Source organism: Pseudomonas sp. ACN8, assembly GCF_002303925.1.
GTDB lineage: Bacteria > Pseudomonadota > Gammaproteobacteria > Pseudomonadales > Pseudomonadaceae > Aquipseudomonas.
In genome coordinates, this window is the sequence record NZ_MRCS01000022.1 from 44,201 (window position 1) to 67,087 (window position 22,887).

Genomic DNA, 22,887 nt, shown 5'->3' on the forward strand with positions numbered 1-22,887 from the left:
ACAGCCAAAGGGTCTTTACTGGTTACTTTTTAACCAGACCTCATTATTCGCCGACACTGATCTTCAGGCCAGCAGCTATTGCAAAAGGTGTCAGGGTTATCGCCAGGGCGGTCAGGCTGCCAAGCCACAGGAGATAACCGGTCGCCGGCATCCCCTGCAAGGCCGCCTGCAAGGCGCCACTGCCAAGGATCAACACCGGGATGTACAGCGGCAGAATCAGCAGTGCCAGCAACAGGCCGCCGCGCTTCAAGCCCACCGTCAGCGCCGCGCCCACCGCACCGAGCAGGCTCAGTACCGGTGTACCGAGCAGCAACGAAAGCAGCAACACCGGCAGACAGGCGGCAGGCAAACCGAGCATCAGCGCCAGCAAGGGCGCGAGCAAAACCAGTGCCAGGCCGGAAAAAGCCCAGTGTGCCAGCACCTTGGCCAAAACCAGAAGAGCCAGGGGGTGCGGCGAAAGGACCCACTGTTCGAGGGATCCATCTTCGAAATCACTGCGGAAAAGCCCGTCCAGCGAGAGCAGGACCGATAAAAGTGCCGCGACCCAGACCAACCCCGGAGACAAGGTTTGCAACAATTGAGACTCAGGACCGACCGCCAACGGGAACAGGGAAACGACGATGGCAAAGAACACCAGCGGATTGGCCAGTTCCGCCGGACGGCGGAACAGCAGACGAGCCTCACGGGCGACCAACAGGCCGAAAACACTCATACGGCCCAGCTCCCCAGATCGATATCGCGATAACCGGCCGGCATCCGGCTCAGCGTATGGTGGGTGGTCAACACCACCATGCCGCCGCGCTCGCAGTGGCCGGCCAGGTGTTCTTCGAGTTGCGCCACGCCCTGCTTGTCGAGGGCGGTAAAGGGTTCATCGAGGATCCACAGCGGCGGGCTGTCCAGATACAGGCGCGCCAAGGCGACGCGGCGCTGTTGACCGGCAGATAGGGTGTGACAAGGCACATCCTCGAATCCACGCAGGCCAACCGCGGCCAGTGCCTGCCAGATCGCCTCGTGGGTCGCCGGATGATGCAAGGCGCACAGCCAGCTCAGGTTCTCTTCCGGCGTCAGCAAATCCTTGATCCCGGCGGCGTGGCCGATCCACAGCAGGTTGCGCGCCAGCTCACCGCGTTGTTCGTTCAGCGGCTGACCGTTGAGCAACACCTGGCCGGCGGTCGGCTGCATCAGCCCCGAGAGCAGGCGCAACAGGCTGGTCTTGCCGCTGCCGTTGGGGCCGCTGATTTGCATCATTTCGCCACTGGCCAGTCTCAAATCGAGATTTTCGAAGAGCAGCCGAAGGTCTCGCTCGCAGGCAAGGGCAACGGTTTGCAGGACAGGACTGGTCAAGGGATCACGGGCCTTATACGGTTCAAGTCGGCTCTGGCGCGGCCGTTAAAGAGACGCAGCATAGATGCAATGACGTCTTGTTCTAGAGAGCTGCGTCAAACAATTGCAAAGTTTTCGCCATTTTTGGATACAACGGCGCGGCATTATACATGCCATGCCTTACTCTAAAGAGTGCATTTTCCTCAGGTTGTGACCGCGTATGACAGGCGAAATGAACATCCTCCCGCTACCGCAAACCCTCCCGGCGACTTCCCGCCCGCAGGTGGTCAGCGGCGAGCTGCTCAAATTGCTGACCCCGGTGGAGGGGCTGATCAGCGTCGGTCAAACCGCCCAGGCCGAAGTGTTGTCGCTCAAGCAGGCGGACCAGACTTTCCAGATGCTACTCAAGGTCACCCTCGACAGCGGCCGCCAGACCACGGTCCAGACCACCAGTAATCAACCGCTGGCCCAAGGCACCACGCTGGTCGTCACCCAGCCCTCGGCCGGCAATCTGGCCGTGACGGTGCAACAGGCCATTGCCTCCAACGTCGCCACCCTCACCCGCCTCGACACCGCACAACTGCCCGTTGGCACCCTGCTGCAGGGCAAAGTGCTGACCTCGCAAGTGCTGCCCCAGGTGCCCGGCCAGCCCATGGTGTTTCGCTCGATGGTGAGCCTGCTCAATACCGCACTGAGCGGCAGTACCCTGAGCATCGACAGCCCGCAGCCCTTGCGCATTGGCACCTTGTTGAGCGCGCAGGTGCAGGACGCCCAGACCGTGAAGTTCGTGCCACTGAGCAGCCGACAGGAACAACTGGCGGTGACCCGGCAACTGGTCGACCAGCAAAGCCGCCAAGGATCGCTGGACGGCTTGCTCAAACTCCTGCAGAACCTTGCGCCCTCGGACCAGACAACCGTTGAATTGCGTAGCGCCGCTGCCCGGTTGCTCGCCGGCCTGCCGGATGTTCAACAGTTGAGCACCCCCAAGGGCCTGGCCCAGGCCTTGGCCAGCAGCGGTGCGTTCCTCGAAAGCAAACTGCTGACCGGGCAAAACCCGATGCTCGCACCGGATATGAAAGGCGATCTGCTCAAACTGGTTGCGCAGTTGCGTCAGGGCTTGCCGGCCGATACCAGCCTCGGCGCGATCATCGCCGCCAACACCCTGGCCCAGGCCATGCCGAATTTTGTTCGCAATGCCCTGGGCATGCTCGGCCAGGTGAGTGCCAAGCCGTCGCCGACCGGTTTCCCGCTGCCCGAACGCCTGTTGCAAAGCGCCGACGGTGAAAACGACCTCGAACACCTGCTACGCCTGGCCGCCGCCGCGGTTTCACGCCTGCAAAGCCATCAGCTGTCGAGCCTGGAACAAACCGGCGTAACTGCCGACGGACGGCTGATGAGCACCTGGCAACTGGAAATCCCTATGCGCAATATGCAGGACATCGTGCCCTTGCAGGTCAAGTTCCAGCGTGAAGAATCACCCGAAAAAGACCCGCCGAAGGAACGTCGCGAAGAACGCGAACCCAAACAACAGCTGTGGCGTGTGGAACTGGCCTTCGCCATGGAGCCCTTGGGGCCGCTGCAAATTCAGGCACAACTGATCAAGGGCAGCCTGTCCGGCCAGCTCTGGGCCGAACGGCCGTACACCGCCAACCTGATCGAAAGCAACCTCGCCAGGCTACGTGACCGCCTGCTGTCCGCCGGCCTGAACGTCGGCGACCTGGATTGCCACCTCGGCACACCACCCCAAGGCCCGCAAACCCGCCTCGAACAACGCTGGGTCGACGAAACCGCATGAAAAACCCCAACGCCCCACGCCAAGCCATCGCCCTCAAATACGACGGCACCCACGCCCCCACCCTCACCGCCAAGGGCGACGAAGCGCTGGCGGAAGAAATCCTGCGCATTGCCCGCGACTGCGAGGTACCGATCTACGAAAACGCCGAACTGGTGAGACTGCTGGCGAGGATGGAGCTGGGGGACAGCATTCCCCAGGAGCTCTATCTGACGATTGCCGAGATCATTGCGTTTGCGTGGAGTTTGAAGGGGAAGTTTCCGGCGGGGATGGGGCCGGATGCGCTGATGGTGGAGAAGGACGTCACCGAAAGCGGGGATGATTACTGAGATTTCAAGGGCGCCATCGCGAGCAGGCTCGCCCACAGGTGATCTGCAGTGATTCTGTGACCGACATGGAACCACTGTAGGAGCGAGCCTGCTCGCGATGCACGTATGAGCGCCGCGTATCTCCAGGAAACCCGCGTCATCGTTAACGACCATCGCGAGCAGGCTCGCTCCTACAGGTCTCCTAAGCCTCGACCAAGCCGCAGGACTGAGTCAGCCCATGCCGACCATCACGTGTTGCAGGGACAGCATTAATTAGAGGTTCCCGGCGGTTTTTGGCAGCGGAAAGCCCGTGGCGGGATCAAGTCCCTTTTCGGCGCTGAGTTTCTCGATCAGCTCGGCTGATGGAATGATGGGGACAGCAGAGTCACGCTCTCGTTTCCATTGGAAGGTACCGTCCCACTCGAGGAGGGTTGCGGGTGGGAGTGGGACGATGTCATCCAGATCAGGGACTTTTGCTCCGAGGTGTTCGTGACGCGTCAGGAAATCGCTGATTTTATTGTATCGATCGACGCGCTCGTCATCTTGCAGTAAAGCCAGGTAGTACAGCCGATCGGAGGCTGGAGGCCCTTCAAAGGCACTGGCCAGACGACTGGCACTATTGGCATCGCCATTGCGAATTGCTGTTTGGTAACCGTGGAGAGCTTCTTGGTAAAGGCCAACGACTTTCGAATAACTTGAGTAATTTCTTCCCGCCAATCTATTACCCTGCTCCATTGCACATTTGTACATCGCCTGCATGATATCGGCCGTATTTGGCACATAGGTTAAAAGCCTACCTATATAATACTGCGCGTCCGAATTCCCTAGGTCGGCGGCTCGTCGAAAGTACGCCTTGGACGCCGCGACATCTTGCTTGACGCCATAACCCAACTCGAGGTAATGCGCCATATCGTAATAAGCCCCGGGAATACCTTGAGCAATATAATACTCGGCTAGATCAATGACCTCTTTACTCGCGTCAGGAGAGCGGGCTTGTCCGGTTGACAGCAGGAACTGCAGATTGGTCGCGGCCTTGTAATGATCGTGTGCAGCCGCGATACGATAATAGCGGGCGATCTCGTCGTAATCCTTCTGCCCTTTACGCTTTTCCAGGTAAAGGCCATACCGATAGAGGATGTCCGCATCCTGATTCAACCCCGGTAACGCATCACGCTCATACGCGCACTTGAATTCCAGTCTACTGTAGGCAAAGTCCACCGAGGCGGCATCAGGAACATGCTCTTCTTTTTTTGAGCAGGCCATGATCATCAAGAAACTGGACAATGCCAGCAGTAGCTTACTCGCCCCCACCCGATTGTTTATTGATTTCTCCTGCATAACCTCACTCGATAATTAATCACTTACCCATCATCAATTCACTTTCTCCCAACTGCCAAGCAGGATGCACCCCGACGGGTAATGGTCAGGTATTCCCGGTAGGTTTTGGCAGCGGCAAGCCCGTCGCGGGATCAAGTCCCTTTTCGGCGCTGAGTTTCTCGATCAGCTTTGCAGATGGAACGATGGGAACAGCTGAGTCACGCTCGCGTTTCCATTGGAAGGTACCGTCCCACTCAGGGAGGGTCGCAGGTGGGAGCGGGGCGATGTCATCCAGATCGGGCATTTTTGCCCCTAAATGTTCGTGCCGTCTCAGGAATAAGTTAATTTTTTTATATCGTTCTACGCGTTCGGAATCTTGCTCAAGTGCCAAGTAATAAAGCTCATCGGACGCTGGGGGGCCTTCGAATGCGCTAGCCAGTCGACTGGCACTAGCGGCATCACCATAACGAACTGCTATTTGATAGCCTTGCAAGGACTCTTTGTAATTACCTGATCCTTGCGAATATATTGAGTATTTTCTTCCAGCCGATCGATTACCCTGCTCCATCGCACACTTGTACATCGCCAACATTATTTCGGCCGTATTGGGCACATAGGACAGAAGCCTGCCTATGTAATACTGAGCGTCCGGACTCCCCAAGTCGGCCGCCCGCCGAAAATAGGCTCTGGAGGCAGCGACATCCTGTTTGACGCCATAACCCAACTCCAGGTAATGCGCCATGTCGTAATAAGCCCCCGGGATACCTTGAGCAATATAAAATTCGGCCAGATCGATGACCTCTTTACTCGCGTCAGGAGAGCGGGCTTGTCCGGTTGACAGTAGAAATTGCAGATTGGTCGCGGCCTTGTAATGATCGTGCGCAGCCGCGATACGATAATAGCGGGCGATCTCGTCGTAATCCTTCTGCCCTTTACGCTTTTCCAAGTAAAGGCCATACCGATAGAGGACGTCCGCGTCCTGACTCAACACCGGCAACGAATCGTGTTCATGTACGCACTTAAACTCCAATCTACTGTAGGCAAAGTCCACCGACGCAGCATCGTGCGTATGCTCTTCTTTTTTTGAGCAGGCCAGGATCATCAAGAAGCTGAACAATGCCGGCAGTAGCTTACCCGCCCCCACTCGATTATTTATTGATTTCTCCTGCATAACCTCACTCGATAATTAATGACTTACCCATCATCAATTCACCTCCTCCGAACTGCCAAACAGGATGCCCTCCCGACGGTAATGGTCAGGTATTCCCGTTAGGTTTTGGCAGCGGCAAGCCCGTGGCGGGATCAAGTCCCTTTTCGGCGCTGAGTTTCTCGATCAGTTCTGCTGATGGAATGATGGGGACAGCCGAGTCACGCTCGCGTTTCCATTGGAAGGTACCGTCCCACTCGGGGAGGGTCGCAGGTGGAAGTGGGACGATGTCATCCAGATCGGGGATTTTTGCTCCGAGGTGTTCGTGTCGCGTCAGGAAGTCGGTGATTCTATTGTATCGGTCGGCGCGCTCGTCATCTTGCTGAACAGCCAGGTAGTACAACCGATCGGAGGCTGGAGGCCCTTCGAAGGCACTCGCCAGATTTCCGGCACTGTTTGCGTCACCATTTCTAGTCGCATGTTGGTAGCCTTCCAAGGACTCTCGATACAAACCTGAGACCTTCGAATAACTTGCATACTCTCTCCCCGCCAATCTGTTGCCTTGCTCCATCGAACATTCGTACATCGCCAGCATGATTTTTGCCGTATTGGGTACATAGGACAGAAGTCTGCCTATGTAATACTGAGCGTCCGGATTCCCCAAATCGGCCGCCCGACGAAAGTACGCCTTGGACGCGGCGACATCCTGCTTGACGCCATAACCCAACTCGAGGTAATGCGCCATATCGTAATAAGCCCCGGGAATGCCTTGAGCAATATAATACTCGGCTAGATCGATGACCTCTTTACTGGCGTCAGGAGAGCGGGCTTGTCCGGTTGACAACAGGAACTGCAGATTGGTCGCGGCCTTGTAGTGATCGTGAGCTGCCGCAATACGATAATAGCGGGCGATCTCATCGTAATCTTTCTGTCCTTTACGCTTTTCCAGGTAAAGGCCATACCGATAGAAAACGTCTGCATCTTGGTTAAGTAAAGGTAACGAATCGCGCTCATATGCGCACTTAAATTCCAATCTACTGTAAGCAAAATTTACCTGCGAGGCACCTACCATACTTTCCTCCACCTTTGAACAGGCCATAGCAAACAAACACACACTAAACGCGAGACATATTTTATTCATAAACTAGTCCCAATTTTTTCTGTCAGGACTTTCTCGCATAAACTCAATCAATGATGCAACAGGAGACGCCGGCTCGCTCGTTACTTCACGTTGAGAGTTATTCGTTCGAGCATTTCTATTTAGGCTAATAATGTCTTGCCACTCTCTATATATCTTAGACATTTCACCCCCGGCAGCCCTCCACTCCGTATGCACCCCAAACAAATGCTCCCTCAACGGCCTTGTCACCGCTGGATCCTCAATACAAATATTCAACTCGCTATCCACCTGCATGCTGCGGGTATTGATATTCGCGGAACCCAGCGTGGTGAACACATCATCGACAATCATCAACTTGCTGTGCACGTACACATCCATCCAGTTTTCTGGCGGGGAATCTGGGGCAACCAGGGTACAAATGTGCACTTTCAGGCCGGGAATTTCCGTGGGGGATATGACGGCCTGGTCTTGCTGGGGAAACTCTTTTTCAAGCTGCGCGACCCTGGCGCGTGCGCGCTCCAGCTTGTCTTTCAAGGTTGCGTAGTACCGAGCCGCCGCCTGGTCATGCTCGGTATCGCGTTGATCCTTGAAAATACCTGCATTGATGGAAGCCAGGCGCTCGGCCAGCCTGGCTTGGGCAAGTTCGGCCTCTAGACCGTCGCGCCGTTCGGCCTTGGCGACACCCGGCATCAGCTCCGGGCGGCCCAACTGCTTCAACATGCGGAAGGTATTGACGGAGCCATCACCCATGGCCTCGGTGGAGGAGTTGGTCACGACGAACAGGTACAGCGGCCCGTTTTTTTCAAGATCGCGCCCCCCGTTAAGAAGGTTTTGTACGACGCTCTTGATCTTGTCCGCCAGCGGTGGCCAGCGAAAGTACTGGTTCTCGATGTAGATGAATCGGGTCGTGTTGTTGACGGCCTTCAGGTAGACCTTCTCGATGTCGCGGATGTTTTCCTGGCTTTGGGTCCTGAGTATTTGCGCCATGACGGGAGGGCCATAGTCTGGTCGCACGCGCAGTTGTCCGGCGAGGTGTTTACGCGGGCCGAGCAGGTCGACGCGGGTTTCTTTTTTCCAGGCGGCACAGAAGTTGTCGTTCAAGAACTCAAGCACCGGACCGCTCACTCGGCTGGAAATATCCTGCCGGGGCGTTTCGCCGTTGCGTCCGAACTGCCCGTGATGTCGCACGTGGCTGTGATCATCATTGTCCCAATAGGCATCCAGCGTGTTGTGCCCCATCACGAACCCGACGGCGACCTCCGGTTGCTCGTAGTCCACCAGCACCATTTTCTGGTGGTGGCTCGGCTCGGCGACCATCGCCACCGAACTCATGACTTTGTTGGTCGTGTCGCGATCCTTGTCCAGTGCCTTCCATTTCAGGCGCCAGGCAATTTCCGCACGATCCAGCAAGCCGAAGTCGCGAGTGACGAATTCGATGTTCTTGATCCGCAGAGAGGGATCGTTGCCCCATAGCAACAAGCGAAAGAAACGCTGGCCCAGCTCGATGGGGCCGGTTTCGGCGCCCGTATAGGCCAGGCGGATCTGGCGATACCACATCTTGTCATATTCGACTTGTGCGTCGTTGCGGTTCTGCTTGTACTTGCCGAGCCAGTTGGTGACGTTGTCACCGGGCGTCGGGTTTTCCGACGTCTGGGCGAGGCGCAAGGTGTCGTACCAACACAGGATTCGGACTTGAACGCCTTCATGGGCTTTCTTGATCAGCAGATCGCCGATGCACAGCGAACCGGTATCACCGCGCTTGAAGTACATCGACGGCTGAAACCCCCAACAGATGATTTCCACACTGGTTTTGGCGGCCGCGATGGCGTCATAAACCGAGCCGAAGGCGCGCTCGCCATTCACCAGCGGCTCGAAGGTGGCGGGTACCGGGCCGTATTCGGTGCACTGCACGAACCATGGCAGGTTGAGCTGGCAGGAGGTGGTCTTGCTCGTGGCGATCGGGACGGTGATCGTGGGTGGGGTCATCTTCAAGCCTCCGACTCTGGCGTGTTCAATTGGGCATAGGCCTGGCGGAACCGGCTGGAGCTGTCTGGCGGCGTATCGCCGGGTCGAGGTTGCTGCTCATGACGGTGGAAACCCTGGTTGGCCCGTTCGGCATTGCCCGGCTCTCCCAGGTAATCGCCGCCCACCGGCACCTCGTAGCTGATGCCGTTGGCCAGTTCGATGTGATAACGGCGGGTGGTGACGTGGTGGTCGACGGCAATCCGGCCACTGCCGTCCATGACACCTTTTGCGACCTGAAGCCCATCGGCAAAGAGTGTGTAAGGCATGCCCTTCCACGACTGGAAACCTGCGGCACTGCTTTGCCCGACCGCCAATGCCAGCGTCTGCCTGACCGAGCCCGTTGGCCACGCAGGGTTTTCGCGGTTGAGTTGTGCCGGGCCGTTGAAGGTCTTTTTCACGCCCCTTACATCAACGGTGCCGGGCGCATGGATGTCGATGTTGCCGTCCTTGATGCGGATATAGGCGCCACCGCTGGTCAGCAGGATTTCATCCTGAGCGGCAATTTCGACGGAACGCCCGGTCGAGGTGATACGCACGCTGTCCTGGGCGGTGAGCTCGATGGCATCGCTCTGCGCCTGTATTTCGATCTTGCCTTTGGCCGCAAACAGCCTGGCGCCCGCAGCCTTGGCGAACAGGCTGATGCTTTGAGCAACACTGGCGAGCAATGACTGGCCGCTGGCAAGGTTGATGTCCTCTCCGCTCGACAAGGTCAACTGCTTGCCGCTATGAACGTGAGTATTTTGCGGCGTCGCGGTGACGATGTCGGCAGGCGCTGAAGCAATCAACAGCGGCTTGTGAAAGCCGGCCGTGCGGCCACGGCCACCACTGCTGATCGCCGCATCGGTGTCGCCGCCATTGCGGGGTTGTCGTTGAGTGCTGGTGAGGTGCTTGTCTTCACTGCCATAGTCCAACCGGGTATCGACACCAAGTTGATCGAGGCTGTCGACACTTCCCTGCATCGGCAGGGCATTGTGCTGGCGAGCGGCCTCGGACAAAGCCTTGACCCGCTCTTGAGCGTTTATCAGTTGCGTGCGGGCCTCCTCGACATCGACCTGGCCGCCTTGCGCTTTGGTGCGTGGCCAGGTGCTGAGGTACAAACCCTGCTGCGCGCGCAGGGCACCGTAGGCATCGGTGCGCAACTCAAAACCCGTGCCCCGCAGGGCGCCACGCTGATTGCCCTGCTGGTCGATCAGATAACCGAGGTTCAGCTGGCTGTGGCCGTGGCTGCTGTGGATCTGGGTCCGTACCTGGCCGGTGGAGTCGTCCATCACCCACTGGTTGTAGCCAAGTCCTTTGATCTCCTGGCTCTTGTAACCGCTCATCAATCCGCTTGAGTGCCAGGCGGGCTTGTGCCCGCCATAGACCTGACCCATCACCAGGGGGCGGTCGATGTCGTTGTCGAGGAACGTCACCACGACCTCCTCCCCCGAGCGCGGCACGTTCACGCTGCCCCAACCCTCACCACTGCTGGCCTGCATCATGCGCAGCCAGCATGAGCCCAGTTCGCCATCCTTGAGCAGACGGTCCCAATGAAAACGTACGCAGATACGGTTGAGCTTGTCGGTAAAGACCTCGCGGCCGCTCGGGGCCACGACGACGGCGGTCTGCGGGCCGGGGTTGGCCGGTTTGGCATGGGAAAAAGGACTGCGATAAGCAATGTCCAGCCGCTGGGTCTCAAAGCGGTTCAGGTAAAAGCCTTCGTTATCCACTTTGTGCATCGACTGGCGTTGCTCGGATTCGAAAAGCGCTTTCAGGCTACCGGGCGGGCTGACGCGCTGCGTGCCGACCGGCAGGTTGCTCTGGACAAAAAACTCGACCGCGATGATCAGGAACTGGCGTTCCTTGGGCGCCTTGAATTCATACAACGGATGTTGGGTCAGTTCGAAACCATGACCCGGTTGCATCTGGCGCACGCCACCTTGCCCATGGATGCGCCTGGCAGCCGATTCGTCCTGTTCAATCTGCACACGGCTCAGCCAGTCGCCCCGATCCGGGTTTTGCCAGGCATATTGCCCACGGTATTGATAACGCTCGAGATCGGGTGGCGCCGAGGATGCAGGCAGCGCCGGGGTTCGGGTGATTTGTGATCGGGCATGACAGAGGTAGTCGCTGCTGCTCGATTGCACCACGCCATTGAGCAATCGGGCCCCGGGGCTCCACTGGGTAATGCTGTCTTGTTGGTCAGCGGCCTGTTGCGCATGAAAACGCAAGGCTGGCGGGTTCAAGGTCGGCAAAAGAATGACACTGTCGGTGAAGACGATGCAGTGGCTGTCAAGCGCATGTTCCACGTACCAGAACAAACCTTCCTGTTCGCACCAGCGCTGCACGAAATGGGCATCGGTCTCGTTGAACTGGGTGACGTAGGACAGCAGCGGATATTCCCGTGACAGTTCGAAGCGGTACGCGCCACGCGCCTGGCTGTAGTGCTGGAAGACCTGGGCGAAGATGTCGGGAAGACTCACCTCCTGCCAGATCCTGCAATCCACACGGTATTCCAGCAGGCTGAACCAGGGAGCGAAGACCAGTTGCCAATCGTCCAGACCGCCGTCACTTCCCAGGTAGCGCACGCTTTCCACCCAGCCATGCCTGGGGCTCAAACTGCCATCGTCCAGCTTGATGCTCAGTTGCACCGCCTCACCAATCAATTGCTCGGAGTCGAACACCGTCGCCTGGTTGATCACGTCTACCGTGTAGCGAGGCACCCGGCCCAGCCTCTCCCGGGCATGGGCTCGCAACGCGAACAGTTCCTGCCCTTGGGGCGTGGTCAGTTGCAACAAGCGTCCGGCCTGGCTCAATGGCTGGACAAACGAAGCCAATGCGGTGTCTGTAATTGAATTCACCGTTCAAACTCCCTGTTTCACTAATCCATGAGGCTTCAGCCGATCAGCCAGCCCCGGGTCTGGTCGGACAATGTGCGATCCAATATCCACACGGCGCAGCCAGGTTCAGCGCTTGCAGTCAGCCAAGCGAGGCCGATTTGCACCCATTGCCCGGTCACAGACCCGAACCGGGCCCCCATTGTGTTGAGGCGAACCTGGCGCTCGAGGTCCAGGCCAGACAAGAATTTCCGGGCATATTCGCCGAGCTGAGTGAGGCGGTTGTCACCGAGTGCGCCCTCTCCGATCAGCACGCTGACTCGCACCGGATCGATGGCCGTGAGCTCGCACAGTTTTGCCATCAACCGTTCGAGGGTTTGCGTGTCGATACGCGCCTGTGCAGTGCGAGGCGGGTGATCCAGCTGGATCGGCGCAAACAGTTTCAGAGCGCTGTCGGTCCGCAGGTCCGCAAGCTTCGGCTGGCGATGCAGCAACACCGCGCTGACCGCTTCGCCGGCCATCTCATCAGGTGCGAGACACGGCACCTGCTCCTTGCAGACCCATGTGGCCAGACTCAGGCACAACAGGTACTGCGGCCCGGCACTGTGACCAAGGACCTCGGGCAACCACTGCGCGGGGGCTTGGGTCTGCAAGTCAAAACCACGTAGCGGCATCAGCTCACGAGGCCACAGGCTCACGACTCGATCAATCCAGTCCATCGCGCCGACAGCGTCTGGAACGAACAACACGACCTGGGTGTTCGACCAGTCGATTGATTCGCGGAATGCCGATGCCCATTTTTTCAGGGCACCCTGCAGGATTTCGCCGGAGCGACCAAGCGCCTCGACTGCTGGCCATCCTTCGATGGGAGTGGCGAGACGGCAAATGGGCCGACGCAGTCCGCTGGCATCCAGCAGGCGTGGGTCGTGAGAAAAGTCGGTACGCATTCCTGCCAGTTCGCTTACCGGTAACGGTGCGTCATAGGCGCCGCAGGGTAGCCAGACCCAGGCCCGCGCAATGCTGACGCAGTTGGAGGTGAAATCCCCCGCGGGAAATATCGCATCCGCCAGGCGTTGCGCCTCCTGCGCCGCCAACCGGCGTTCGGAGATCCGATCATAGAGACTTGTTCGATATTCCATCTCTGTTCCTTAGAGAAGGCCAGTGTCCTTTTGCGTAGCTATCAGCCTTGCACCGCAGGAAGTCAGATCCCCGTCACGAGCAACCGCCCTGTCATCGACCAGCAGTGTTTCATCACCACTTTCGATCATGCATTCCCCATGCGGGCACAAGACTCGATCTCCGACTCTCGCAACCGCGAGACCGTTGATATCCGTCCAGGGCGATCCTTCACACACCCACCCTCCATCAGAGGTCGGGTCGTCGATTACGATGATGGGGCGCATGGTGAACTTCCGTGTTTGAACATGGGCAGGACATCAGTCCAAAAACGAGAGCAAATAAAGGAACTGCACGGTACTGACCGAAGCCGGCCGTCTCAAGTCGGCGCATTCCTCAAATCAAGTAGTCCGATTCCCAGGACCACGTAGGCCGTATCCCGAGTGCGAACCTGCCCGCGATCACGAAGCGCCTGTTCATGAAAGTGGATGCATTGAGGTTGCAGACGGGGGTGTGCGTGGATATTGGATCGCGGAGGAGGATGTCACTGAACGTGGGGGTGATGACCTGGCACCCATCTCCATTCGCCTTGGAGGTATTGCGTAGAGGGTCCCGGCTGAGCAGAACATTGCCGACAGCAGGCCAAGCGAGCCTGCGTCACAACATGTTCATGCATGTTCCGCCGCGGTAAAGCTTCTCCAGGTACCTGACTTGCCTTCAAAGGCGTCCAGCACACGAATGCGGGTATTGTTTTTCATAGGTCCGGGAAGATCACTCAAGGAAAAAAACCCATCGCAGAGATCTCTTCACCAGGCAGCCACTGCTCACGGCCGGTAATGCAGCATGCGAAGGAAATGACCAGATCATCTTTGAATGGCGCCGAGTACAGGCCGATCAATTTTTCAACCGTGACGTGGTAACCGGTTTCCTCAAGCACTTCACGAACGACGGCCGCCTCCGGTGACTCCCCATTTTCAAGGCGTCCGCCGGGAGTCGTCCAGCCGTAGGGCGGGTAGTTACGCTGCACACACAAGATCTCGTGCTGCTCGTTAAAGATCGCTGCGAATACTCCAATGGTGGTCATCCGTCATTCCTCGCCTGCATGTCGCCTTCAAACCTGAAAAACCGCAAAAGCCTGAGACTGCGACCGACAATCAAACCGTTGATAAGGCCAGCCCCCAGTGCCGCCCCTGCGACCGCCGACATTTCATTGGCCAGCTCCGGGTACATGGCCGCCTGGTAACCGCCGTAGTAGCGCCAGGCAAAAAAGCCCCAATACACAATCAGCACCTTGATCGTGCCCGGCAGTACCAGATGGTTCCCTTCGCGCTGCACATTGCTGTAGGAGAAAAAACGCAGTGCCACCCACCACCCCGCCAGTAATCCCAACGAATAGGCTGAAAGCTGGATTGCAATTTCCTGGGAGGGATTGAGCGATGCGAGGGACAAAGCCACGAATATCACAGGTGATATCTGCAATGACCTTTTCGATACGTGGCTTCTGAAACAGGCGCTGACGCCGTAGTAACTCAGAATAAAAAACACCGCATAAACCCACAGCGGTGTACCGCGCAAGATATCGAGCATAGGCCTTCCTGGCACTGTGTATGTTTGGGCAGGTCAAACTACTGATCGCTGGTTGCGATCACAAGACGGTGGAATCTGAGAGTGCTATAGGCAGGAGACTACGAAAGCGTCATCCCGGTCTGAGGATAGAGAGGAATGCGTCGGATCGCGGGGAAGATTGCTGCGCACTCGAAGACGCCATCGCGAGCGAGCTCGTTCCCACAGTTGATATGCGGTGAACACTTGTTCTGTGTCCGACATAGAACCATTGTAGGAGCGAGCCTGCTCGCGATGCACGTATGAGCGCCGCGTTTCTCCGGGAGGCCCGCGTCATCGTTAACGTCCATCGCGAGCAGGCTCGCTCCTACAGGCTGTCAGTTCTTGTGCAGCTTGCTCATCAACTCCGCCTCCGCCTGGGTCAAGCCGCAGGACTGAGTCAGTTCGTTGACGCTGGCGCCCATCCCGACCAGTCGCGCCGCCTGGGCGAATGACAGACTTGAGGGGTCCCGTTGTTCCAGCTGAGCGAGCTTGTCCGGCAGGGGCGCGACGATCGCCCGCAGTTCATGCAGGTCTTCGCCCATGCGCACATTGCCGTTCTGGTAGTCGTCGACGTGCCTGGCCAGGTCCTTGATGCGCTGATCGCGCAGCGCATCACCCTTGGCCTGTTGCGCGGCGATCTGCTTTTGAGCGCGTATGTACGCCAGGAACATTGCCAGCGTACCTGCCCAGAACAGGAACAGGACAATGACCGCCACCTCGAGAATCAATCAGATACTCTCCAGTTCCGACCATTCTTCTTCGCTCATCATCTTGTCGAGCTCGACCAGGATGAGCAATTCGTTGTTCTTGTTGCACACGCCTTGAATGAACTTGGCGGACTCTTCGTTACCCACGTTCGGCGCGGTTTCGATTTCCGACTGACGCAGGTAAACCACTTCGGCCACGCTGTCGACCATGATCCCGACCACCTGCTTGTCGGCTTCGATGATGACGATACGGGTGTTGTCGCTGATCTCGGCATTCATCAGGCCGAAGCGCTGGCGGGTGTCGATCACGGTGACGACGTTGCCGCGCAGGTTGATGATGCCCAGCACGTAGCTCGGGGCACCCGGGACCGGGGCGATTTCGGTGTAACGCAGGACTTCCTGGACGCGCATCACGTTGATGCCGTAGGTCTCGTTGTCCAGCTTGAAGGTGACCCATTGCAGGATCGGATCTTCGGAACCCTTTGCCGCCGTTGCCTTGTCATTCATACCCTGACCCCTCAAGAAACCGCCCTGGCGGTGTGTGTTCCGTGCAACATCATCAGAGTGACGTCGCCTGTTTTGTTTATTTGACTGATGTCGGTTTGTGGCCCGGCTTGCTGCCGGACATGTGCCGGGCTCCGCCGCTGGCGATCAACTCGGCCAACGAGGCGACATCGAGCAAGGCGCACATGTGTTCAATCACCGTGCCGGCGAGCCATGGCCGCTGACCTCGGTGACTTCTCCATTTGATTTCGTTCGGGTCCAGGCGCAACGAACGGCTGACTTGATGCACCGCCAGGCCCCACTCGTAGCCTTGCACCGAAATCACATATTGCAGGCCCTGCTTGAAATCGTCGCGATAACGGTCGGGCATGACCCAACGCGCGGTATCGAGCACCTTCAGGTTGCCGGCCTGGCTCGGCAGAATGCCCAGGAACCACTCCGGCTGACCGAACAACGGCGTCAACTCGTGACCGGCCAGGGAATAAATCGACCCCAGGCATACCAGCGGCACCGCCAGGGTCAAGCCGGCGACATCGAACAGCAGGCATTCGAAGGGTTCGGCAGCCCAGGACGGACGACCATCGGTTTCCACCGGTGGCGGCGTATTGCTTGGCGGCAGGTGCACTTCGACGACGGGCGGAACCCGTGCCTGAGGTTCCTCGATCACCGGAGCGTTCAGGGTTTGCAACAGCGGCGCAAGGGTCGATACCGGTGCCAGAACGGGCTCCGGCGCTTCGACCACAGCAACCGGCGCCTTGGCCGCCGGAGCTACTGGCGCGACCACAGGCGCGGTTTTCTGTGCATCCCGGGCCTGTTCTTCGAGCACCGCTGCCTGAAATTCGTCCAGCACGGCTTCGGCCGCGATCTCCTCGGCCACCGCCTCTACTGGCGGTGTCAGCTGCTCTGTCACGTCCTGCAGCAGGCTGTCCAGATACGACTGCAAGGCCAGTTGTGGGCGCGAGGTGGTCTTCAATGGGCGGTTCATGCGCGCACACCTGTAGGAGCGAGCCTGCTCGCGATGAACCTGAGCGCGCCACGGGGTGTCAGGTTTCCCGCGTCATCGTTGACGACCATCGCGAGCAGGCTCGCTCCTACAGGGATCGGGATCATGTCAGGTTTTCCGCGTCAGCGTTGACGACCATCGCGAGCACGCTCGCTCCTACAGGGATCGGGCTCATGTCAGGCCACCTGCGGAACGAGTTGTGCCGCCAACAGATGCTTGAGCAACGCGCGGTAAGCGAGAACGCCACGGCTCTTGCCGTCGAATTGCGAAGGCGTCAGACCGGCGCGGCTGGCATCGCGCAGGCGGGTGTCCACCGGGATGTAGCCTTGCCAGATTTCCTCGGGGAATTTGTCGCGCAGCACGCGCAAGGTTCCAAGGGACGCCTGGGTGCGTCGGTCAAACAGGGTCGGCACGATGGTGAAGGGCAACGCCTGTTTGCGCGAGCGGTTGATCATCGCCAGGGTGTTGACCATGCGCTCCAGGCCTTTGACCGCCAGGTGTTCGGTCTGCACCGGGATCACCAGTTGCTGGCTCGCCGCCAAGGCATTGACCATCAGCACGCCGAGCAAGGGCGGGCTGTCGATCACGGCGTAATCGAAGTCCTGCCACAGTTGCGCCAGGCTCTTGGCAATCACCAGGCCCAAACCGCTCTGTCCCGGCGACTGGCGCTCAAGGGTGGCCAGTGCGGTGCTGGAGGGCAACAGGGAAATGCGTTCGTCGCTGGTCGACAGCAGCAATTGACCTGGCAGGCCTTGGGGCACGTTGCCCTTGTTCAGGAACAGGTCGTAGTTGCTGTGTTCCAGGGTGTCTGGATCGTAGCCGAAGTAGCTGGTCATCGAGCCGTGGGGGTCGAGATCGACCACGACCACGCGCTTGCCCGCCTCCGCCAGTAAACCGGCTAAAGCGATGGAGGAAGTGGTTTTACCGACACCACCCTTTTGATTGGCGACTGCCCAGACTCTCATTCGGATTGTTCCTCCCGGCCGAACGGATCGACCGAGAAATAGCTCAACGTGTTAATGCCGGTGACGGAGAATTGACGGCGCTCTCTCGTACCGGCGACTTGACCGGGGTCGGTGCAGTTTGTGTGCCAGCACGCTTCAATGCGGCATCCGGTTGCGCATGGGCGGTTCCGGTGCCGGTCAGACTGCGGCGAACATCGAGGTTGCGCGACACCACCAGCACCACGCGACGGTTGCGGGCGCGGCCTTCGGCGGTGGCGTTGTTGGCCACCGGCTGAAACTCGCCGTAGCCCACCGAAGCCAGGCGACCGGGGTTCACCCCCTGCATCGCCAGCATGCGCACGATGCTGGCCGAGCGGGCCGAGGACAGCTCCCAGTTGGTCGGGTACTGCGCGGTGCGGATCGGCTGATCGTCGGTGAAACCTTCGACATGGATCGGGTTGTCGAACGGCTTCAGGATCGCCGCGACCTTGTCGATGATGTTGAACGCGATGTCGCTGGGCATGGCGTCGCCACTGCCGAACAACAGGCTGGAATTGAGTTCGATCTCAACCCACAACTCATTGCCGCGCACGGTCATCTGGTTGGAGCTGATCAAGTCACCGAACGCCGCACTGATGTCGTCGGCGATGCTTTTGAGCGGATCGCTGGCGCCGGAGACACCGGCATCGACCTGATCACTGTCATGGACCAGCGGCTTGGCCGGGGTCACGGTCTTCGGCCGCTCGTCACCGATGGGGATTGGCTTGAGCGAACGATCGGAATCGGTAAAGACCCCGATCAGCGCCTCGGAAATGACCTTGTACTTGCCTTCGTTGATCGACGAGATGGAGTACATCACCACGAAAAAGGCGAACAGTAAGGTGATGAAGTCGGCGTAGGAAACCAGCCAACGTTCATGGTTTACATGTTCTTCCTGATGTCGACGACGAGCCATAGTCCATTACCCCCCATCAATCCATGAAGCCCTGAAGCTTCAACTCAATGGAGCGTGGGTTTTCACCTTCGGCGATCGACAGGAGCCCTTCAAGTAGCATTTCGCGATAACGCGACTGGCGCAACGCAATGGATTTGAGTTTGGCGGCGATCGGCAGCAGCACCAGGTTGGCACTGGCCACGCCGTAGATGGTGGCGACGAACGCCACGGCAATACCGCTGCCCAGTTGCGATGGATCAGCGAGGTTGCCCATGACATGAATCAGGCCCATGACCGCACCGATGATGCCGATGGTCGGCGCGTAACCGCCCATGCTTTCGAAGACCTTGGCCGCTTCGATGTCGCGGCTTTCCTGGGTGTAGAAATCCACTTCCAGAATGCTGCGGATCGCTTCCGGCTCGGCGCCGTCAACCAGCAGTTGCAGACCTTTGCGCGCGTAGTTGTCGGGCTCGGCGTCGGCGATGCCTTCAAGGCCCAGCAGGCCTTCCTTGCGGGCGGTCAGGCTCCAGTTCACCACGCGGTCGATGCCACCGGCCAGGTCGACACGGGGCGGGAACAGGATCCAGGCGAGGATCTGCATGGCGCGCTTGAAGGCACTCATCGGCGATTGCAGCAGCGCGGCGCCAATGGTGCCGCCGAGTACGATCAGTGCTGCCGGGCCGTTGGCCAGGGCGCCGAGATGACCGCCTTCAAGGTAGTTGCCGCCGATGATCGCGACAAAGGCCATGATGATGCCAATCAGGCTGAGAACATCCATCAGATACAGGCCTCGACCAAGTGCTTGCCAATGTCGTCGAGGCTGTACACCGCGTCGGCGAGTTCGGCTTTGACGATGGCCATCGGCATGCCGTAGATCACGCAACTGGCTTCGTCCTGTGCCCAGATCGAACTGCCACCCTGCTTGAGCAGGCGCGCGCCTTCGCGGCCGTCGGCGCCCATGCCGGTCAGGACCACCGCCAGAACTTTGTCACCGTAGGTCTTGGCCGCCGAACCGAAGGTGATGTCCACGCACGGTTTGTAGTTGAGACGTTCGTCACCCGGGAGGATTTTCACCGCGCCGCGACCGTCGATCATCATCTGCTTGCCACCCGGCGCCAGCAGCGCCAGGCCCGGACGCAGGATGTCGCCATCCTCGGCTTCCTTGACGCTGATGCGGCAGAGCTTGTCCAGGCGCTCGGCAAAGGCCTTTGTGAAGGCGGCCGGCATGTGCTGGACCAGCACGATCGGGGCCGGGAAGTTGGCCGGCAATTGGGTCAAGACCCGCTGCAGGGCGACCGGGCCACCGGTGGACGTACCGATGGCCACCAGTTTGTAGGCTTTGCGTTTCGGCGCGGGCGACGACGCGCAGGCCCCATGTGTACGCACAGGAATCGGTGCCGGTGCCGGACGCACGGGCGCGCTGCTGCCGTAACTTCCGATACTGGAAGGCGCAGGTGTTGGCGCAGGTGCGGCCACAGGGGCCGGAGCGCTGTAAGTGCTGACGCGACGATTGCTGCGCGAAATGCTCAGGATCTTTTCGCACAGCAGTTGCTTGACCTTCTCGGGGTTGCGCGAGATGTCTTCGAAGTTCTTCGGCAGGAAGTCCACCGCGCCGGCATCCAGCGCATCGAGGGTGACCCGGGCGCCTTCGTGGGTCAGCGAGGAGAACATCAGGACCGGGGTCGGGCAGCGTTGCATGATGTGCCGCACGGCGGTGATGCCGTCCATCATCGGCATCTCGTAGTCCATGGTGATCACGTCGGGCTTGAGGGCCAGCGCCTGATCGATCGCCTCTTTGCCATTGGTCGCCGTGCCGACGACCTGGATATTGGAATCCGCTGAAAGAATTTCCGAGACGCGGCGGCGGAAAAACCCCGAATCGTCCACCACCAGGACTTTGACTGCCATAAACACTCCATTAGATGGAGCGAGGCCAGGCGCCCCGCTCCACCAGAATCAAATACGCCGTGTGGCGTAACGCTTGAGCATGCTCGGAACATCGAGAATCAGCGCGATGCGGCCGTCACCGGTGATGGTGGCGCCGGACATGCCCGGAGTTCCCTGGAGCATTTTGCCCAATGGCTTGATGACCACTTCTTCCTGGCCCACCAGTTGATCGACGACAAAGCCGATCCGCTGGGTGCCCACCGAAAGGATCACCACATGGCCCTCGCGCTGCTCTTCGTGAGCGGCGGAGCTGACCAGCCAGCGTTTGAGATAGAACAATGGCAGCGCCTTGTCCCGCACGATCACCACTTCCTGGCCGTCCACGACGTTGGTGGTCGACAGGTCGAGGTGGAAGATCTCGTTGACGTTCACCAGCGGGAACGCGAACGCCTGGTTGCCGAGCATGACCATCAGCGTCGGCATGATCGCCAGGGTCAGCGGCACCTTGATGACGATCTTCGAACCCTGGCCCTTGGCCGAGTAGATGTTGATCGAACCGTTGAGCTGGGAAATCTTGGTTTTCACCACGTCCATGCCCACGCCGCGACCCGATACGTCGGAGATCTCGGTCTTGGTCGAGAAACCCGGGGCGAAGATCAGGTTGTAGCATTCGGTGTCGCTCAGACGATCGGCGGCATCCTTGTCCATCACGCCGCGTTTAACCGCGATGGAACGCAGGACGTTCGGGTCCATGCCTTTGCCGTCGTCGGAGATCGACAGCAGGATGTGGTCGCCCTCCTGCTCGGCCGCCAGGATCACTTTGCCACCCCGGGCCTTGCCCGAAGCTTCGCGTTCTTCCGGCGATTCGATGCCATGGTCGACCGCGTTGCGCACCAAGTGGACCAGCGGGTCGGCCAGAGCCTCGACGAGGTTCTTGTCGAGGTCGGTTTCTTCGCCGACCAGTTCCAGGTTGATCTCTTTCTTGAGCTGGCGGGCCAGGTCGCGAACCAGGCGCGGGAAGCGCCCGAAGACTTTCTTGATCGGCTGCATCCGGGTCTTCATGACCGCGGTCTGCAGGTCGGCGGTGACCACGTCGAGGTTCGACACGGCCTTGGACATGGCTTCGTCGCCGCTGTTGAGGCCCAGGCGGACCAGGCGGTTACGCACCAGCACCAACTCGCCGACCATGTTCATGATCTCGTCGAGACGCGCGGTATCGACGCGCACGGTGGTCTCGGCTTCACTCGCCGGCTTTTCCGCCGGTGGCACGGCCGGGGCACGGGCAGCAGCCGGTGCAGCAGCGGCCACAGGGGCCCGTGTTTCGGCTATTGGCTCGGGAGCCTTGGCCACGGGTTTCGGCGCGGCTGCCTTGGCGGCAGGTGCCGCAACCGAGGCGTTGGCGCCGGTTGCCGTTCCAGCCGTTGCGCCCACTTCAGTGAACTTGCCTTTGCCGTGCAACTCGTCGAGCAGCGCTTCGAACTCGTGATCGGAAATCAGATCGCTGCCGGCCGCCACCGCGCTGGGTGCCGCGGGCGCGGGCACAGAAGCAATGGCCGACTCCAGCGCCTCGACAGCAAAGTTACCCTTGCCGTGCAGTTGGTCGAGCAGTGCTTCGAATTCGTCGTCAGTAATATCGGAACTGTCGCCGGCCGCTTTCGGCGCTTCTGGCACAGCGGTCGCCGGGACCACCGCGTCAACGGCGAACTGGCCTTTACCGTGCAGCTGATCGAGCAACGACTCGAACTCGGCATCGGTGATTTCATCGCTGCCGGCGGCATTGCCGGCAGGCGCTGGAGCAGCCTTCGGGGCCTCGGCCTGGGCCTTGACGGCATTCAGCGAGTCCAGCAGTTGTTCGAATTCATTGTCGGTGATATCGCCCGACTCGGCTTCAGCCACAGGTGCTTCGACCACGGCGGCGACAGGCGCGGCAGCCACCTCGTCAGCCGATTGCGGCTCGGCCAGACGGGCCAGCGCCGCGAGCAGTTCCGGTGTCGCGGCCGTGATCGGGCCGCGTTCGCGGACTTCGCTGAACATGCCGTTCACCGCGTCCAGCGCTTCGAGAACCACGTCCATCAGTTCCGAGTCGACGCGACGTTCACCCTTGCGCAGGATGTCGAACACGTTCTCGGCGATGTGGCAGCACTCCACCAGTTCGTTGAGCTGGAGGAAGCCGGCGCCCCCTTTTACAGTGTGAAAACCGCGAAAAATTGCATTGAGCAGATCCGCATCATCCGGACGGCTTTCCAGCTCGACCAGTTGCTCGGACAGTTGCTCTAGAATCTCGCCGGCCTCAACCAGGAAATCCTGAAGGATCTCTTCATCGGCGCCGAAGCTCATTA

Annotated in this window: 21 protein-coding genes and 1 pseudogene; 2 read left to right on the forward strand and 20 right to left on the reverse strand. The window is 59.4% G+C overall.

The genetic code is table 11. From position 1 onward, the window contains the following. Positions 1 to 43: 43 nt before the first annotated feature. Both ccmB and ccmA read right to left on the reverse strand, forming a co-directional pair. The gene (gene ccmB / locus BSF44_RS14345; RefSeq protein ID WP_007980754.1) at positions 44 to 712 is read right to left on the reverse strand and encodes a heme exporter protein CcmB; all 669 of its coding nucleotides are present in this window, start codon (positions 710 to 712) and stop codon (positions 44 to 46) included. Next, positions 709 to 1,344: a cytochrome c biogenesis heme-transporting ATPase CcmA gene (ccmA, locus tag BSF44_RS14350; RefSeq protein WP_095944048.1), complete on the reverse strand. Its 636-nt coding sequence runs from the start codon at positions 1,342 to 1,344 to the stop codon at positions 709 to 711. Before ccmA ends, ccmB begins: the two co-directional genes overlap by 4 nt. A gap of 199 nt (positions 1,345 to 1,543) precedes the next feature. On the opposite strand from ccmA, the gene BSF44_RS14355 reads away from it, so the two are divergent. Both BSF44_RS14355 and BSF44_RS14360 read left to right on the forward strand, forming a co-directional pair. Beyond that, on the forward strand, positions 1,544 to 3,118 hold the full coding sequence (locus BSF44_RS14355) for a flagellar hook-length control protein FliK (protein ID WP_095944049.1): 1,575 nt from the start codon (positions 1,544 to 1,546) through the stop codon (positions 3,116 to 3,118). Beyond that, a complete protein-coding gene (locus BSF44_RS14360; RefSeq protein ID WP_095944050.1) occupies positions 3,115 to 3,444 on the forward strand; it encodes an EscU/YscU/HrcU family type III secretion system export apparatus switch protein in 330 nt (109 codons plus the stop codon). The genes BSF44_RS14355 and BSF44_RS14360 overlap by 4 nt, the downstream gene beginning before the upstream one ends. 252 nt (positions 3,445 to 3,696) lie before the next feature. Here BSF44_RS14360 and BSF44_RS14370 read toward each other — a convergent pair whose 3' ends face one another. The 18 genes and pseudogenes from BSF44_RS14370 to BSF44_RS14450 form a co-directional block, all read right to left on the reverse strand. Continuing rightward, a complete protein-coding gene (locus tag BSF44_RS14370; protein WP_095944051.1) occupies positions 3,697 to 4,761 on the reverse strand; it encodes a DUF6396 domain-containing protein in 1,065 nt (354 codons plus the stop codon). 85 nt (positions 4,762 to 4,846) lie between these two features. Beyond that, entirely contained in the window at positions 4,847 to 5,911 is a 1,065-nt protein-coding gene (locus tag BSF44_RS14375; RefSeq protein WP_095944052.1) for a DUF6396 domain-containing protein, read from the reverse strand. Positions 5,912 to 5,996: 85 nt separating this feature from the next. Further along, positions 5,997 to 7,028: a DUF6396 domain-containing protein gene (locus BSF44_RS14380; protein WP_224790047.1), complete on the reverse strand. Its 1,032-nt coding sequence runs from the start codon at positions 7,026 to 7,028 to the stop codon at positions 5,997 to 5,999. Between the two features lie 3 nt (positions 7,029 to 7,031). After that, positions 7,032 to 8,993: a phosphatidylserine/phosphatidylglycerophosphate/cardiolipin synthase family protein gene (locus tag BSF44_RS14385; RefSeq protein ID WP_095944054.1), complete on the reverse strand. Its 1,962-nt coding sequence runs from the start codon at positions 8,991 to 8,993 to the stop codon at positions 7,032 to 7,034. Positions 8,994 to 8,995: 2 nt separating this feature from the next. Further along, entirely contained in the window at positions 8,996 to 11,872 is a 2,877-nt protein-coding gene (locus BSF44_RS14390) for a type VI secretion system Vgr family protein (RefSeq protein ID WP_095944055.1), read from the reverse strand. 35 nt (positions 11,873 to 11,907) lie between these two features. Continuing rightward, complete coding sequence (locus BSF44_RS14395; protein ID WP_095944056.1) at positions 11,908 to 12,987, reverse strand: hypothetical protein; 1,080 nt, start codon at positions 12,985 to 12,987, stop codon at positions 11,908 to 11,910. A 9-nt stretch (positions 12,988 to 12,996) separates the two neighbouring features. Beyond that, positions 12,997 to 13,251: a PAAR domain-containing protein gene (locus BSF44_RS14400; protein ID WP_095944057.1), complete on the reverse strand. Its 255-nt coding sequence runs from the start codon at positions 13,249 to 13,251 to the stop codon at positions 12,997 to 12,999. A 488-nt stretch (positions 13,252 to 13,739) separates the two neighbouring features. Continuing rightward, positions 13,740 to 14,048: an NUDIX hydrolase gene (locus BSF44_RS14405; protein ID WP_095944058.1), complete on the reverse strand. Its 309-nt coding sequence runs from the start codon at positions 14,046 to 14,048 to the stop codon at positions 13,740 to 13,742. Then, a complete protein-coding gene (locus BSF44_RS14410; RefSeq protein ID WP_095944059.1) occupies positions 14,045 to 14,551 on the reverse strand; it encodes a hypothetical protein in 507 nt (168 codons plus the stop codon). The genes BSF44_RS14405 and BSF44_RS14410 overlap by 4 nt, the downstream gene beginning before the upstream one ends. Before the next feature lie 353 nt (positions 14,552 to 14,904). Beyond that, positions 14,905 to 15,297 (reverse strand): DUF2802 domain-containing protein, encoded by a 393-nt coding sequence (locus BSF44_RS14415; RefSeq protein WP_095944060.1) that lies wholly within the window; start codon positions 15,295 to 15,297, stop codon positions 14,905 to 14,907. After that, positions 15,298 to 15,783: a chemotaxis protein CheW gene (locus BSF44_RS14420; RefSeq protein WP_007980742.1), complete on the reverse strand. Its 486-nt coding sequence runs from the start codon at positions 15,781 to 15,783 to the stop codon at positions 15,298 to 15,300. It abuts the gene before it with no gap. A gap of 76 nt (positions 15,784 to 15,859) precedes the next feature. Next, positions 15,860 to 16,765, reverse strand: coding sequence for a CheW domain-containing protein (locus BSF44_RS14425; protein ID WP_095944061.1), 906 nt, complete (start codon positions 16,763 to 16,765; stop codon positions 15,860 to 15,862). A gap of 11 nt (positions 16,766 to 16,776) precedes the next feature. After that, positions 16,777 to 16,890: pseudogene (locus BSF44_RS31115) on the reverse strand (outer membrane lipoprotein carrier protein LolA); the annotation flags it as partial. Positions 16,891 to 16,959: 69 nt separating this feature from the next. After that, a complete protein-coding gene (locus BSF44_RS14430) occupies positions 16,960 to 17,748 on the reverse strand; it encodes a ParA family protein (protein ID WP_095944062.1) in 789 nt (262 codons plus the stop codon). A gap of 43 nt (positions 17,749 to 17,791) precedes the next feature. After that, positions 17,792 to 18,682: a flagellar motor protein MotD gene (motD, locus tag BSF44_RS14435; RefSeq protein WP_095944063.1), complete on the reverse strand. Its 891-nt coding sequence runs from the start codon at positions 18,680 to 18,682 to the stop codon at positions 17,792 to 17,794. A 16-nt stretch (positions 18,683 to 18,698) separates the two neighbouring features. Beyond that, positions 18,699 to 19,439 carry a flagellar motor protein gene (locus tag BSF44_RS14440; RefSeq protein ID WP_057715870.1) on the reverse strand — a complete coding sequence of 247 codons (741 nt, stop codon included), beginning with the start codon at positions 19,437 to 19,439 and terminating at the stop codon, positions 18,699 to 18,701. Next, a complete protein-coding gene (locus tag BSF44_RS14445; RefSeq protein ID WP_095944064.1) occupies positions 19,439 to 20,569 on the reverse strand; it encodes a chemotaxis response regulator protein-glutamate methylesterase in 1,131 nt (376 codons plus the stop codon). The genes BSF44_RS14440 and BSF44_RS14445 overlap by 1 nt, the downstream gene beginning before the upstream one ends. 48 nt (positions 20,570 to 20,617) lie before the next feature. Then, positions 20,618 to 22,885: a chemotaxis protein CheA gene (locus BSF44_RS14450; protein WP_095944065.1), complete on the reverse strand. Its 2,268-nt coding sequence runs from the start codon at positions 22,883 to 22,885 to the stop codon at positions 20,618 to 20,620. Between the last annotated feature and the right edge of the window lie 2 nt (positions 22,886 to 22,887).